At 70.1% G+C, this 13672-nt stretch carries 12 protein-coding genes and 1 pseudogene; 4 read left to right on the top strand and 9 right to left on the bottom strand.

Going from position 1 to position 13672, the window contains the following annotated elements; translation table 11 throughout:
- Nucleotides 1-5 precede the first annotated feature (5 nt).
- The 6 genes and pseudogenes from HOP52_RS02015 to argH form a co-directional block, all read right to left on the bottom strand.
- Complete coding sequence (locus HOP52_RS02015; protein WP_238975449.1) at nucleotides 6-917, bottom strand: tyrosine recombinase XerC; 912 nt, start codon at nucleotides 915-917, stop codon at nucleotides 6-8.
- Nucleotides 910-1629, bottom strand: a complete 720-nt coding sequence (locus tag HOP52_RS02010) for a DUF484 family protein (RefSeq protein WP_238975446.1) — start codon at nucleotides 1627-1629, stop codon at nucleotides 910-912. Before HOP52_RS02010 ends, HOP52_RS02015 begins: the two co-directional genes overlap by 8 nt.
- Nucleotides 1630-1659: 30 nt before the next feature.
- Nucleotides 1660-2493 (bottom strand): diaminopimelate epimerase, encoded by an 834-nt coding sequence (gene dapF, locus HOP52_RS02005; RefSeq protein ID WP_238975444.1) that lies wholly within the window; start codon nucleotides 2491-2493, stop codon nucleotides 1660-1662.
- On the bottom strand, nucleotides 2493-3785 hold the full coding sequence (gene lysA, locus HOP52_RS02000; protein ID WP_238975443.1) for a diaminopimelate decarboxylase: 1293 nt from the start codon (nucleotides 3783-3785) through the stop codon (nucleotides 2493-2495). Before lysA ends, dapF begins: the two co-directional genes overlap by 1 nt.
- A gap of 56 nt (nucleotides 3786-3841) precedes the next feature.
- A pseudogene (gene lptM, locus HOP52_RS01995) lies at nucleotides 3842-3943 on the bottom strand (LPS translocon maturation chaperone LptM); the annotation flags it as partial.
- Nucleotides 3940-5358: an argininosuccinate lyase gene (argH, locus tag HOP52_RS01990; protein WP_238975439.1), complete on the bottom strand. Its 1419-nt coding sequence runs from the start codon at nucleotides 5356-5358 to the stop codon at nucleotides 3940-3942. The pseudogene lptM and the gene argH, both read right to left, overlap by 4 nt.
- A gap of 258 nt (nucleotides 5359-5616) precedes the next feature.
- On the opposite strand from argH, the gene hemC reads away from it, so the two are divergent.
- The 4 genes from hemC to HOP52_RS01970 are packed head-to-tail and all read left to right on the top strand — an operon-like array spanning nucleotide 5617 to nucleotide 10213.
- Nucleotides 5617-6558, top strand: coding sequence for a hydroxymethylbilane synthase (hemC, locus tag HOP52_RS01985; RefSeq protein WP_309674331.1), 942 nt, complete (start codon nucleotides 5617-5619; stop codon nucleotides 6556-6558).
- A complete protein-coding gene (locus HOP52_RS01980) occupies nucleotides 6558-7355 on the top strand; it encodes a uroporphyrinogen-III synthase (RefSeq protein WP_238975437.1) in 798 nt (265 codons plus the stop codon). Before hemC ends, HOP52_RS01980 begins: the two co-directional genes overlap by 1 nt.
- Nucleotides 7356-7361: 6 nt before the next feature.
- Nucleotides 7362-8963, top strand: a complete 1602-nt coding sequence (locus HOP52_RS01975) for a uroporphyrinogen-III C-methyltransferase (RefSeq protein WP_238975435.1) — start codon at nucleotides 7362-7364, stop codon at nucleotides 8961-8963.
- The gene (locus HOP52_RS01970) at nucleotides 8960-10213 is read left to right on the top strand and encodes a heme biosynthesis HemY N-terminal domain-containing protein (RefSeq protein WP_238975433.1); all 1254 of its coding nucleotides are present in this window, start codon (nucleotides 8960-8962) and stop codon (nucleotides 10211-10213) included. Before HOP52_RS01975 ends, HOP52_RS01970 begins: the two co-directional genes overlap by 4 nt.
- Before the next feature lie 122 nt (nucleotides 10214-10335).
- Here HOP52_RS01970 and ybiO read toward each other — a convergent pair whose 3' ends face one another.
- From ybiO to HOP52_RS01955, 3 genes are all read right to left on the bottom strand, one after another.
- Nucleotides 10336-12651, bottom strand: a complete 2316-nt coding sequence (ybiO, locus tag HOP52_RS01965; RefSeq protein ID WP_238975432.1) for a mechanosensitive channel protein — start codon at nucleotides 12649-12651, stop codon at nucleotides 10336-10338.
- A gap of 316 nt (nucleotides 12652-12967) precedes the next feature.
- The gene (locus HOP52_RS01960) at nucleotides 12968-13447 is read right to left on the bottom strand and encodes a methylglyoxal synthase (protein WP_238975431.1); all 480 of its coding nucleotides are present in this window, start codon (nucleotides 13445-13447) and stop codon (nucleotides 12968-12970) included.
- Nucleotides 13440-13672: pyruvate kinase alpha/beta domain-containing protein (locus HOP52_RS01955; RefSeq protein WP_275298040.1), on the bottom strand; the 233-nt coding region annotated here is incomplete at its 5' end. The genes HOP52_RS01955 and HOP52_RS01960, both read right to left, overlap by 8 nt.

The raw sequence follows: 13672 nt of genomic DNA, 5'->3' as shown, positions 1-13672 counted from the left end.
GGCGATCACTCGGCGGGGTCGGCGTCTCGCCGGCGGGCACGGGGGTGGGCCGCATCGTAGGTGGCGGCCAGGTGCTGCCAGTCGAGTCGCGTATAGACCTGGGTGGTGGAGAGGTTGGCATGGCCCAGCAGCTCCTGCACGGCGCGCAGGTCATGGCTCGACTCCAGCAGGTGGCTGGCGAAGGAGTGGCGCAGCCGGTGCGGGTGCAGGTGTTCCGCCAGCCCGCGGCGGTGGGCCAGCTCGGCGAGGCGTTTCTGGATGGCCCGATGGCCGAGCCGCGTGCCCCGGGCGCCCACGAACAGCGCCGGCTCGCCCGGCCGCGCCAGGGCCTCTCTGACCCCCAGCCAGGACTCCAGGGCGGCCCGGGCACGGCGGCCTACCGGTACCTGGCGAGGCTTGCTCCCCTTCCCCAGCACCCGGACCCGCTGCGGCTGCAGGTCGCCGAGGTCGAGCCCGGCCAACTCGGCGAGCCGCAGGCCGCTGGAGTAGAACAGCTCCAGCATGGCCTGGTCGCGCACCGCCAGCGGGGAGCCGTCGTGGGGCGTATCGAGAAACTGGCTCAGTTGGTCGGCGTCCAGCGGCTTGGGCAGATGGGCGGGCTGGCGCGGCGTCGGCACCAGCGCGACCGGATTGTGGGCGAGTCGCCCGGCCTTCACCAGCTGTTCGGCGAAGTGGGAAAGCGCCGCCCGGCGCCGCGCCAGGCTGCGCGGGGCGAGGCCCCGGGCGCGCTCGCTGCCCAGGAAGCGGCGCACCAGGGCGGCGCTCAGCTCGCCGCCGTCGCCGACCCCCTGGCGCTCCAGGAAGTCGCACAGCGCGCCCAGGTCGCGGCGGTAGGCGGCCAGGGTGGCGGGGCTGGCGGTGCGTGCCAGCGCCTCCAGGCAGGCCTCGACCTGGCCGCGCAGCGGCGTCTCAGCCATGGAGGGCCGGGCCGGGGCGGAGCACCAGGCGAGCCAGCACATCGCTCAGGTACTCGGTGAACAGGGTGTCCATGCTGGCCCGGAAGTGGTCCGGGTCGGGGCTGGCCAGCACCAGGTAGCCCAGCGGCTCGCCCAGGGTCAGCCGGGCCAGGGCGCAGGAGCCGGCCTGGTGCGGAGCCGTGACATGGGGCAGCAGGCGGCTCCAGTCGGTGGGCGTCAGGCGGGTGCAGCGGCTGGCGCGGCCGTCGAGCAGGGCGGCCAGGCGCTGGCTGGCATGCTCGTCGAGGATCTGGCGGGGCGGCTGCGGGGGGCGAGGCTCCCGGTCGGTGAGGCTGGCCGGACACCACAGGGCGACGGCCGGGGTCTGGAAGTTCTCGGCCATCTGGGTGGCCAGGGCCTGGCCCAGGGCGTCGGCGTCTTCCGCCTCGAGCAGCGCCAGCACCAGCTCCCGGGTGCGCCGGAACTGGACCTCGTTGTGACGGGCCGACTCGAGCAGCTGTTCGAGCCGCCACTCGGCCTGCTCGGCGCGCCGCCGCAGGTCGAGGACCAGCCGCTCGAGCAGCGAGGTGGCGCCCTGGGCCTCGGGATGGGGCACCTTGAGCTGCTGCAGCAGCCCTTCACGGCCGACGAAGAAGTCCGGGTGGCGGGCCAGCCACTCGGCCACTCGGTCGGGATCCAGGGTCTTGCGCGGTTCGGGAACGGCTCGGGACATGAAGACTCCTTGATCAGCTCAGGGCAGCGGTCAGCTCAGGGCGACGCGCCCGTCGAAGACACGCTCGGCGGGGCCGGTCATGCGCAGGGGGGCATCCGGGGCGGGCCATTCGATCTGCAGGGTGCCGCCAGGCAGGTGCACGGTGACGGGGTTCTCCAGCAGCCCCTGACGGATGCCGCAGGCCACGGCGGCGCAGGCGCCGGTACCGCAGGCCAGGGTCTCGCCGCTGCCCCGTTCGTAGACCCTCAGGCGGATCTCGTGGGGGGAGACGACCTGCATGAAGCCCGCGTTGACCCGTCGGGGGAAGCGCGGATGGCCCTCGATGGCCGGCCCCAGGCGCGCCACCGGGGCGTGCTCGACGTCGTCGACCCGCAGCACCGCATGGGGGTTGCCCATCGAGGCCACGCCGATCTCCAGGTGCTCGCCGTCCACCTCGAGCCGGTGGCGGGGGCGGTCCTCGTCGGCCTCGAAGGGCAGCGCGGCGGGATCGAAGCGTGGCACGCCCATGTCCACGGTCACCTGGCCATCGTCCTCGACCAGCAGGGTCAGCGGGCCGCCGGCGGTTTCCACGTGGATCTCGTGCTTGTGGGTCAGGCGCTGGTCGCGCACGAAACGCGCGAAGCAGCGGGCGCCGTTGCCGCAGTTCTCCACCTCGCTGCCGTCGGCGTTGAAGATGCGGTAGCGGAAGTCCATGTCGGGGTCGCGGGGCGGTTCGACGACCAGCAGCTGGTCGAAGCCGATGCCGAAGCGGCGATCCGCCAGCCGGCGGATCTGCTCGTCGCGCAGCCGGGCGCGCTGGGTGACCAGGTCGACCACCATGAAGTCGTTGCCCAGGCCATGCATCTTGGTGAAGTGCAGCAGCATCAGCGGGTCTCTCCGTTGGCCGCCGGCGGCTTGTCGGGCAGCAGCGACTCGCCGGCCCACAGGGCCTCGAGCGGCTCCCGCTGGCGCACCACATGTAGCCGCTCGCCGTCCACCATCACCTCGGCGGGGCGCGGCCGGCTGTTGTAGTTCGAGGCCATCACGAAGCCATAGGCTCCGGCGGAGCGTACCGCCAGCAGGTCGCCCTCGGCAATCGCCAGTTCGCGGTCCTTGCCCAGGAAGTCGCCGGTCTCGCAGACCGGGCCTACCACGTCGTAGGTGGCGGCGTCCCGGGGGCGGCGGGCGTCCACCGGAATAATCGCTTGCCACGCCTGGTAGAGCGCGGGGCGGATCAGGTCGTTCATGCCGGCGTCGACGATGGCGAAGTTCTTGGTCTCGCCGGGCTTGAGGAACTCCACCCGGGTCAGCAGCACGCCGGCGTTGGCGGCGATCGAGCGGCCCGGCTCGAAGAGCAGCGTCAGCTGCTCGCCGCCGGGCCACTGGGCCAGGCGCTCGAGCAGCGAGGCGGCGTAGTCGAAGGGCGCCGGCGGGCGCTCGTCCCGGTAGGGCACGCCGAGCCCGCCGCCCAGGTCCAGGTGCTCCACCTCGATGCCCTGCGCCTTGAGCTTGTCGAGCAGTACCAGCAGGCGGTCCAGGGCGTCGAGAAAGGGGGCCAGCTCGGTGAGCTGGGAGCCGATATGGCAGTCCAGCCCCACCACCTCGAGGTGGGGCAGCCCGGCGGCGAGTTCGTAGACCGCCAGCGCCTCCTCCACCGGGATGCCGAACTTGTTGTCCTTGAGCCCGGTGGAGATATAGGGGTGGGTGCCGGCGTCCACGTCCGGGTTGACCCGCAGCGAGACCGGGGCGACCTTGCCGAGCTGGCCGGCCACGGCGTTGAGGCGCTCGAGCTCGGGCCGCGACTCCACGTTGAAGCACTTGATGCCCACTTCCAGGGCGCGGACCATCTCGGCCTGCTGCTTGGCCACGCCGGAGAACACCACCTTGGCGGGGTTGCCACCGGCGGCCAGTACCCGCTCCAGCTCGCCCACGGAGACGATGTCGAAGCCGGCGCCGAGCCGGGCCAGCAGGCCTAGCACCGCCAGGTTGGAGTTGGCCTTCACCGCGTAGCAGATCAGGTGGGGATGGCTGCCCAGCGCCTCGGTGTAGGCGCGGAAGTGGCGGGCCAGTGTCGCCTTGGAGTAGACGTAGCAGGGCGTGCCGACCTCGTCGGCCACCCGCAGCAGGGGCACCTCCTCGCCGTAGAGCACGCCGTCGCGGTATTCGAAGTGATCCATGGTCAGCCCTTCTCGCGGGATTCTGGGTCGGGGGAAGCGGTCGCCTGGTGCCCGTAGCGCTCGGCCGCCTGGGTGTCCTCGGGCAGGAAGAGCGGCCCCTTCTGGCCGCAGCCGGCGAGTAGCGCCAGCAGCACGGCCAGTGACGCAGCCTGTCTCATGCCGGCTGGCCCAGGGCCGCCAGGGCCTCGCGGGCGCGCTGGGCGGCGGCGCGTACCTGGTCGGGGGCGGTGCCGCCGATATGATTGCGGGCGGCCACCGAGCCCTCCAGGGTCAGCACCGCGAAGACGTCGTCCTCGATGGTGTCGGAGAACTGGCGCAGCTCGTCGAGGCTCATCTCGGAGAGGTCCTTGCCCTCGCGCAGGCCGAAAGCCACCGACTGGCCGACGATCTCGTGGGCGTCGCGGAAGGCCACGCCCTTGCGCACCAGGTAGTCGGCGAGATCGGTGGCGGTGGAGAAGCCGCGGCGGGCCGCCTCGCGCATGCTCTCCGGCTTGGCCTCGATGGCCGGCACCATGTCGGCGAACGCCTTGAGGCAGTCGCGCACCGTGTCGAGGGTGTCGAACAGCGGCTCCTTGTCCTCCTGGTTGTCCTTGTTGTAGGCCAGGGGCTGGGACTTCATCAGCGTCAGCAGGCCCATCAGGTGGCCGTAGACGCGCCCGGTCTTGCCGCGCACCAGCTCGGGCACGTCGGGGTTCTTCTTCTGCGGCATGATCGAGGAGCCGGTGCAGAAGCGGTCGGGCAGGTCGATGAAGTCGAACTGGGCGCTGGTCCACAGCACCAGTTCCTCGCTCATCCGCGACAGGTGCATCAGCAGGATGCTGGCGAAGGCGGTGAATTCGATGGCGAAGTCGCGATCGCTGACGGCGTCCAGCGAGTTCTCGGCCGGGCGCTCGAAGCCCAGCAGCTCGGCGGTGACGTGGCGATCGATGGGGTAGGTGGTGCCGGCCAGGGCCGCGGCCCCCAGCGGCAGCACGTTGACACGCTTGCGGCAGTCCAGCAGGCGCTCATGATCCCGGGCCAGCATCTCCTGCCAGGCCAGCAGGTGATGGCCGAAGGTCACCGGCTGGGCGGTCTGCAGGTGGGTGAAGCCGGGCATGATGGTGTCGGCCTCGCGGTCGGCCAGTTCGATCAGCCCTTCGCGCAGCCGGGTGAGCTCGGCTGCCACCACGTCGATCTCGTCGCGCAGGAACAGGCGGATATCGGTGGCCACCTGATCGTTGCGCGAGCGCCCGGTGTGCAGCTTCTTGCCGGTGATGCCGATCTTGTCGGTGAGCCGCGCCTCGATGTTCATGTGCACGTCTTCCAGCGCCACCGACCACTGGAAGGTGCCGGTCTCGATCTCGGTGCGGATCTCGCCGAGCCCGGCGACGATGGCGTCGCGCTCCTCGTCGGTCAGCACGCCGACCCGGGCCAGCATGGTGGCGTGGGCGATGGAGCCCTGGATGTCCTGGAGGGCTAGGCGCTGGTCGAAACTCACCGAGGCGGTGAAGCGCTCGACGAAGGCGTCGGTGGGCTCGCTGAAACGGCCGCCCCAGGACTGGTTGGTGCTGGGGCTAGAAGGGCTAGGGCTCATCGGCGTGGGCATCCTGCATGGTTTATGCTACGTCGTTCATGGGTGGCGCGGCGCCACCACCGGGTCTTGGTCTGGCAGTGTACCAGAGTCGACGGGACTGGCGAGGGCGCCGCTGGCGCGCCGCGGGGGAAAAGCGGGCGAGTTTTTCCTGCCCCCTCCGGTGCTTTATGATGGCCCTCATCGACCGCGACCGTGACCGTTTGCGGCGCCAACAGCCAAGCGGGCCCCGGTGGGCCCAACATGCATGGGGAGAACCACGTGCGATCCATCAGTACGCTGCGTATTGCCACCCGCAAGAGTCAACTGGCCATGTGGCAGGCCGAACATGTCCGTGACCTGCTCATGGCCCAGCACCCGGGGCTGGAGGTGGAGCTGGTGGCGATGTCCACCCGTGGCGACAAGATCCTCGACACCCCTCTGGCCAAGGTCGGCGGCAAGGGGCTGTTCGTCAAGGAGCTGGAAGAGGCGATCCTCGACGGCCGCGCCGACATCGCCGTGCACTCCATGAAGGACGTGCCCATGCACTTTCCCGAGGGGCTCGGGCTGTCGGTGATCCTGGCCGGCGCCGAGCCCACCGACGCCTTCGTCTCCAACCACTACGCCTCGCTGGACGAGCTGCCGGAGGGCGCGCGCATCGGCACCTCCAGCCTGCGCCGCGGGCTGCAGATGCGCGAGGCGCGCCCCGACCTGGAGGTGCTCAGCCTGCGCGGCAACGTCCAGACGCGCCTGGGCAAGCTGGATGCCGGCGAGTTCGACGCCATCCTGCTGGCCACCTCGGGCCTCAAGCGGCTGGGCCTCGAGGATCGGATCGCCATGGAACTGCCCCCCGAGGTGTGCCTGCCGGCCTGCGGCCAGGGGGCGCTGGGCATCGAGTGTCGCATCCACGACCCCGATCTGGTGGCCCTGCTGGCGCCGCTGGATGATACGACCACGGCGACCCGGGTGCGTGCCGAGCGGGCCATGAACACCCGTCTCGAGGGCGGCTGCCAGGTACCGATCGGCGGCTATGCCAGCTTCGAGAACGACGGCCAGACCCTGTGGCTGCGGGCGCTGGTGGGCAACCCGGAGGGCACCGAGGTGCTGCGCGCCGAGGGCCGCGGCTCCATCCATGAGCCGGAGGCGCTGGGCATTCGCGTGGCCGAGGAGCTGCTGGAGCAGGGCGCCGGCGAGATCCTCGCGCAGGTCTACGGCGCCGGCTGATGCCCGCGTCATCGCCGGTCCTGATCTGCCGCCCCGGTGAGCGTGCCCGGGCCCTGGCCGATGCCATCGAGGCCGCCGGTTTCCCGGTGGCCCGGCTCGAGGTCATGACCCTGGAGCCGCTGCCCGAGTCCCCGGTGCTACGGGCCGCCTGGCTCGACTTCGATCACTTCCACAAGGTGGTGGTGGTCAGCCCCTTCGCCGCCGAGTGCCTGCACGACGCCCTGGATCGCTACTGGCCGCAGCTGCCGGTGGGCATCGACTGGTACGCCGTGGGAGCGGCCACCGCCGAGACGCTGCACGCCCGGCTGGGCGTGCGCGTGCATGTGCCACCGGCTCGGGCCGGCGAGGACACCAGCGAGGCGCTGCTTATGCTTGGCTCGCTGCGCTCCCTCGAAGGTCAGCGCGTGCTGCTGGTGGCCGGCGAAGGCGGGCGCCCCCTGCTGGCCGATACCCTCGCTGAACGCGGCGCCCGGGTCACGCGCCTGGCAACCTACCGGCGCCGCCTGGAGGCGCCCTCTCCCGTCATGCAGTCCCGTCTCGCCGATGGCGATTTCCGTGCCCTGGTGGTCAGCAGCGGAGAATTGCTGGAACATCTGGCAAGATGGAGTACCGAGACCACCTTGAACCAACCGCTAATCGTGTCCAGTCGCCGTTTGGCTACACTGGCCTACGACTTGGGGTTTCGCACACGCGTGGTGGCACCGGGTGCCACGCCGGCCGCACTGGCCGAGGCGGTGGCGGAGGCCTGCGCCTCCGTGGATGCCGATGTCGATCACGACGATCTCGAAAAGGGCTAGCGACAGATGAGCAAACAAACAAACGAGCAGGATGAACAGAAGGTGCCATCCGGCGAGTCACAGGGCGGCAAGGGGCGAGAGGCCTCTGCAGCGGACAAAAGTGGTGCCGGCTCGGGCAAAAATCGCTCTCGCCAGCGCGGCAAATCGTCGCAGCAGGGCGGCGGTGACAAGCCGCAGAGCGCCCCGCCGACCCCTTCGGGATCGACCAGTGAGACAGCGGCTGCGGCCAAGCCAGACGACGCTAAGCCGACAGAGGGCAAGCCGGCCGGGTCCGAAAACAAGCCGGTAGCCGGCAAGCCGGGGGAGAGCCAGCCGGCGGCGTCCGAAAAACCGCCGGCCAGCGGCGGCACCGAGAGCGCCAAGCCGGCCGCTAGTGACAAGGCCGCGGCCGATACGCCCAAGCAGGCATCGTCCGATACGCCCAAGGGCGAGACGCCGGCCGACACGTCCAAGCAGCAGGCCCCCGACAAGCCCAAGGCGGCCGCGAGTGGTGGCGGCCAGGGCACACCGCCCCCGGCAGCGGCCGCCCACGGCAGCGGCAAAGGTGGCGGCAAGGGCGGCGGCAAGATGGGCGGGCTGGCCCTGGTGCTGGTGCTCGTCCTGGCCATCGCCGCGGGGATGTTCGCGCTGCAGGCCTGGCAGCGACTGGATGCCCAGCAGCAGCGTCTGGCCGAGCTCGAGACCCGCACCGCCGATGCCGCCACCGCCGCGTCGCTCAGCGAGCTGGAGAGCCGACTCGAGGAGCGCCTGGCGGCGGGCGAGGACGAGCGCGACGCCGAGATGGCCGCCGCGCTGGAGGCGATGCAGAGCGAGTTCGCCAGCTACCGTGGCGAGGTCGACACCGCCCTCGACCAGGTGCTCGACGAGCTCTCCCGGGAGCAGCAGGCCGACGAGCGTGAATGGCTCCACGCCGAGGCCGCCTACCTGTTGCGCCTGGCCAATCAGCGCCTGCAGCTGGAGCGCGACGTGGAGGGTGCCGCGGCGCTGCTGCGCACCGCCGATGCGCGCCTGAGCGAAGCCGAGAACCCGGCGCTGCTCTCCATTCGTCGCGCCATCGCCTCGGAGCTGGCGATTCTCGAGAGCGTGCCCCAGGTCGACCGCACCGGCCTCTACCTGGCCCTGAACGCCCAGCAGGAGCGGCTGGCGGCCCTGCCGCTGTCCCGCGAACTCGAGGAGATTCCGGCGCGTTCGGGTATCGAGGAAGTGCCCGCCGGCGGCTGGCAGCAGCAGCTGTCGCGCTTCGGCCAGGAACTGCGGGATCTGGTGGTCATCCGCCACCACGACGAGGCGCTGGAGGGGCTGATCTCTCCCGAGCAGGAGTCCTACCTGCGCCAGAGCGCCCGCCTGGTGCTCGAGCAGGCGCAGCTGGCGCTGCTCAAGGAAGAGCAGGACCTCTATGAGGCCAGCCTCGATAAGGCGCTGACCCTGATCCACGGCTACTACGACACCGAGCGCGACGAGGTGCAGTCGGTGATCGCTCGCCTGGAGTCGCTCAAGGCCGAGACCATTCGCCCCGAGTTGCCGGACATCAGCGGTTCCCAGCAGGCGCTGGCGACCTTCATCGAACGTCGTTTCGGTTCGCGTGGCGAACAGGGAGATGACGCATGAGAAAGCTGCTACTGATCGTTGTCCTGGGGCTGGCGCTGGGCGCCTTCTTCGGCCAGCTGATGGTCTCGGTGCCCGGCTACTGGCTGGTCCGAGTGGGCGAGACCTCCTACCAGACCTCCTTCTGGTTCGGCCTGGTGCTGCTGCTGGCGGCCTTCCTGGTGCTGCACTTCGCCCTGCGCGTGCTGATGCGCCTGAACCGGCCGGTCAGCCGCCTCAAGGTATGGAACAGCCGCACCCGCCACCGCAACGCCATGAAGCGCACCGTGCGCGGCCTGGTGGCGCTGGCCGAAGGGCGCTGGAAGCACGCCGAAAAGTCGCTGGTCAAGTCGGCCGACGACTCCGGCACGCCGCTGGTCAACTACCTCTCGGCGGCACTCGCGGCGCACTACCAGGGCCGCTATGACCAGGCCGACACCCTGCTCAAGAAGGCGCATCTCAGCACCGATGGCGCGGATATCGCCGTCGGCCTGATGCAGGCCCAGCTGATGCTGGATCGCCAGCAGTACGAGGAGGCACTGGCCGCCCTCACCCGCCTGGATCGCCAGCTGCCCAACCACCCCCAGGTGCTCAAGCAGCTCAAGCAGGCCTACCTCAGCGTCAGCGATTGGGACGGCCTGCGCCGGCTGATGCCGCGGCTCGCCGCCCGCCAGCTGATCTCGCCAGAGGAGCGCCATCAGCTGGAGCGTCGCGCCTACCAGGCGCTGCTCTCCAAGGAGGCCCGCGATCCGAGCAACGTGGAGCGGGTGCGCAGCCTGTGGGCCGACATGCCCGATGCGCTGCGCAGCGACGTCGAGCTGGTGGTGCTCTACGCCGAGGCGCTGGTGCGCGGCAACGAGGAGGGCATCGCCGAGCGGCTGCTGCGCCACTCCCTCAAGGAGCACTGGGACAGCCGCCTGGTGCTGCGCTACGGGTTGCTCAACGTGGACCCGGCGCGGCAGCTGGTGCATGCCGAGAAGTGGCTGCAGGAGCGGCCCAACGACCCGGACCTGCTGTTGACCCTGGGCCGCCTGGCGCTGCGCAACGCCTACTGGGGCAAGGCCCAGGAGTACTTCGAGGCGAGCCAGCGTCAGCGTCCCAGCGGCGTGGTGTGTGCCGAGCTGGCGCGGCTGTTCGCCAACCTCGGCGAGCACAACAAGAGCCAGCTCTACTATCGCCAGAGCGTCGAGCTGCTCGACAAGTCGCTGCCCTCGCTGCCTCAGCCCGACGACCAGGCGGCCACCGCGCTGGCCGGGAAGAAGAAGGCGAGCTGACCCGCGGCTTGGCCGGTGAAAGCTGGGTCAGCGAAATGCTTGGCCAGCAAAAAACGAAAGGGGCGCTACGGCGCCCCTTTTGCGTGGCCGGGAGAGACCGGCCGCGGCCGGTGTCCGGCGGGTCAGTCCTCGTCGTAGTCGCCCTTGAACTCGGGGTTGGGTTTCGAGCGAGGGTCGTCCTCGGCGGTGCGGCTCTGCCCGCCGGAGCGCGGCTGGCCGCCGGGGCGCCCGTCGATATCGAAGTCCTGCTGCATGACCCGCAGATTGGCGGGCGGCGCCTCGGCCTCCTTGCCCACGCCGAAGTAGAGGGTGGTGTGGGGGAAGGGGATCTCGATGCCCTTGGCGTCGAAGTGCAGCTTGACCAGGCGGTTGTAGGCACGGCCCACGGCCCACTGCATGCCCGGCACGGTCTTGATGCGCACCCGGATGTTCACCGAGCTGTCGGCCAGGGCGATGACCCCTGCCACCTCCAGCGGGGCGAGGATGTTCATCTTGTGGTCGTCGCTGGCCGCCAGTTCATCGAAGGCCTCGCGCAGGGCGACGATCGCCTCGTCGATGCTCTCGCGGTAGGCGATGCCGTACTCGCCCACGTGGTAGCCGAACTCGCGCATGTAGTTGGAGACGGTGTCGACGCTGGAGAAGGGCACGATGTGGTAGGTGCCGTTGAGGTCGCGGATGCCCACCGAGCGGATGCTCAGCCGTTCGGCGACCCCGGTGACCCCACCCACGGTGACCACGTCGCCGGTGTTCATGGCGTTCTCCACCTGAATGAAGATCCCGGTGATGATGTCCTGGACCAGCTTCTGGGCGCCGAAACCGATGGCCAGACCCAGCACACCGGCACCGGCGATCAGCGGCCCGATATTGATGCCGATCTCGGCCAGCACGATCATGGTGGTGATGGTCACCACGGCGATGGCCAGGGCGTTGCGGAACAGGGTCAGCAGCGTCTTGGCCCGCGCCGAGGGCTCGCCGGTGCCGGTCTCGGGGTTGAGCTTGTGCTCGATCAGGCTGGCGAGCCCAATCCACACCCCGATGGCGATCACCAGGATGATGGCCACGCCGGCCAGCTTGGCGATCAGCCCACGGCCCGGCTCGGAGGCGTACCAGCCGGCCAGGTCGAAGGCCCCCCAGGCGTCCAGCACCAGCATGGCCACGGCGATCAGGATCAGGGTGCGCAGGGCGCGCAGCATGTTGGGCACATAGGCGTTGAGGCGCGGCTCGAGCAGCGGCAGCTTGTGGCGCAGGTCGTCGCTCAAGCGGATCCGCCGGCCGATGGTCTGGGTCAACAGGGTCGACGCCAGGATGCCGGCCACCACCGCCACCAGGGTCTTGAGCGTGGCGGTGAGCACGAAGGGCAGGGCGTCCGCCGGCCGGGTCAGGGTCAGCACCAGGACCATCAGGAAGTAGACCAGCGCGAACAGGTGCCAGGTGCGGGCGAACAGCTGCAGCGTCACCCGGGTGGCGGTGAAGCTGGTGCGGGCCGCCAGCTGATTGATGTTGTCGCGGATGCGGGAGCGGTTCTTGAGCACCACGGTGACCGCATAGAAGAAGGCGCCGAACATGATCAGGGTGCCGACCCCCTGGCCCAGCGCCGGCGACACGTAGAAGTTGGTCAGCGGCACCACCACCATCAGGCCGTAGCCCACCAGGCCGATCAGGCGGGCCAGCCAGCGGTTCCAGTAGGAGGCCTCGGCGGCCGAAATCGGCAGCAGGCGCAGCCCCTCGTAGCGCGAGGAGAACAGCATGCGCACCGCCGCCTTGAGCAGCTCGATGACCAGGAAGGCATTGAGGAACAGCGAGGCGCGGGTGGAGAGCTCGCCGGTCTCGCCCACGGCGAAGGTGGCGATCAGGTTGCCGCCCACATAGGCCAGCGCCACGATCAGCACGTCGATCACCGCCGCCAGCGCCACGCACAGCACCAGGCGCAGCACCGGGGTGAGGCCGTCGCCGTGCAGCGACCAGCCGCTGATGCGGGTGAACAGCGGCCTGGCCAGGCGGCGGAAGCCGACGAAGAGCAGGAAGGTGGCAAGGATCACCAGGCCCAGGTTGATGGCCGCGGTGGTGAAGGCGGCCATGTCGAAGGCCAGGGCATCCTCGTCGGGGCTGAAGATGCCCATGACGATGCCGGCCAGGTGCTGCAGCTCACCGCCGATATCGCTGACCACGCGGCTGGTCAGTTCGGCCAGCTGTCTGGGCAGCGATACCTCTTCGGCCCTGGGGGGCGCCTCGACCGCCGGGGGCGGAGGCTCGCCGGCCTGGTGTCGCAGCTGGTCGATCAGCTGCTGGCGGGCCGTCTCGTCCTCGAGCAGGTCGGCCAGGGTCGAGTACGCCGGGCCATTACCGGGGTCGGCGGGCTGTGCCATGGCCGGTGCGGTGACCAGCAGGGCCAGCAGCAGCCAGCCGATGAGCCAGGGGAGTCGTCGTGTGGTGATCACGCAGTGACCTCCTTCTCGTGCGTGTGGGCGGGAAGCGCCGGTGCGTCAACGGCTGATGATACGGACTTTGCCGCAGGGCAACGAACCGTCGGGGCGAGCCGCCGTCGAGATTGTCTATGCAATCATTGTACAGATAGTCGAGTCTGTGTCATATTGTGGGTGTGCCATCCCCTTGGCATGAATCCCCAAGCAGTACCCTCGACACTTGCCACCCGCTTCCCGGGTGGTTTTTTTTGGTTGGCAGGAGCGGGCGGCGGGCAGGTGGCCAGGCGGCGGGCCGGGCGCCAGGGCCCGGCTTGGAGGGGCTGGGAAAGTATCAGTCGCTCGAGCGGGCGCTGACCCAGGCGCCGGCGTCGGGGATGGTCATCGTGTAGGCCTCTGCCAGCCAGGGAGAGCTGAGCAGGAAGTCGGCACTGGCGGCGTTGCAGGCCACCGGCACGTTCCACAGCGCGGCAAGACGCAGCAGCGCCTTGACGTCGGGGTCGTGGGGCTGGGGCGCGAAGGGGTCCCAGAAGAAGATCAGCAGGTCGAGCTGCTGCTCGGCGATCCGCGCGCCGATCTGCTGGTCGCCGCCCAGCGGCCCGCTGAGCAGGCCTTCGACCTGCAGCGTCAGGGTTTTCGCCACCCGGCCGGCGGTCGTGCCGGTGCCGATCAGCTCGTGGCTGGCGAGGGTCTCGCGCCAGCGTCCGGCCCACTCCAGCAGCTCCTCCTTCTTGCCGTCGTGGGCGATCAGCGCGATGCGTTTGCGGGCCGGCAGGGTGCGCTGCACCGTCCGCGGCGGGCGTGGTTCAGTCATGGTCTGTCACCTCGAGGATCTTCAGGGTGTTGGTGCCGCCGTGGGCGTTCATGTGATCCCCACGGGTGAGAATCACGTGATCCCCCGGCTCGGCCACCCCCTGTTCCACCAGCAGGGCCAGGGCGCGGGCGTTGAGCTCGGTGGGGGCCATCTCGCTGGTGTCGAAGGGCAGCGACACCACCCCGCGGTAGAGTGCCATGCGCCGCTGGGCGATGGGGCTATGTG

The sequence above is a fragment of the Billgrantia campisalis genome (genome assembly GCF_022341425.1).
Classification (GTDB): domain Bacteria; phylum Pseudomonadota; class Gammaproteobacteria; order Pseudomonadales; family Halomonadaceae; genus Halomonas; species Halomonas campisalis.
The sequence above is the reverse complement of the archived record's forward strand: the minus strand, read 5'-3'. Positions and strand labels throughout refer to the sequence as shown.

Coding starts and splice junctions, on each gene's coding strand:
- HOP52_RS02015 (WP_238975449.1), bottom strand. CDS start 917: ATGGCTGAGACGCCGCTGCGCGGCCAGGTCGAGGCCTGCCTGGAGGCG.
- HOP52_RS02010 (WP_238975446.1), bottom strand. CDS start 1,629: ATGTCCCGAGCCGTTCCCGAACCGCGCAAGACCCTGGATCCCGACCGA.
- dapF (WP_238975444.1), bottom strand. CDS start 2,493: ATGCTGCTGCACTTCACCAAGATGCATGGCCTGGGCAACGACTTCATG.
- lysA (WP_238975443.1), bottom strand. CDS start 3,785: ATGGATCACTTCGAATACCGCGACGGCGTGCTCTACGGCGAGGAGGTG.
- argH (WP_238975439.1), bottom strand. CDS start 5,358: ATGAGCCCTAGCCCTTCTAGCCCCAGCACCAACCAGTCCTGGGGCGGC.
- HOP52_RS01980 (WP_238975437.1), top strand. CDS start 6,558: ATGCCCGCGTCATCGCCGGTCCTGATCTGCCGCCCCGGTGAGCGTGCC.
- HOP52_RS01975 (WP_238975435.1), top strand. CDS start 7,362: ATGAGCAAACAAACAAACGAGCAGGATGAACAGAAGGTGCCATCCGGC.
- HOP52_RS01970 (WP_238975433.1), top strand. CDS start 8,960: ATGAGAAAGCTGCTACTGATCGTTGTCCTGGGGCTGGCGCTGGGCGCC.
- HOP52_RS01960 (WP_238975431.1), bottom strand. CDS start 13,447: ATGACTGAACCACGCCCGCCGCGGACGGTGCAGCGCACCCTGCCGGCC.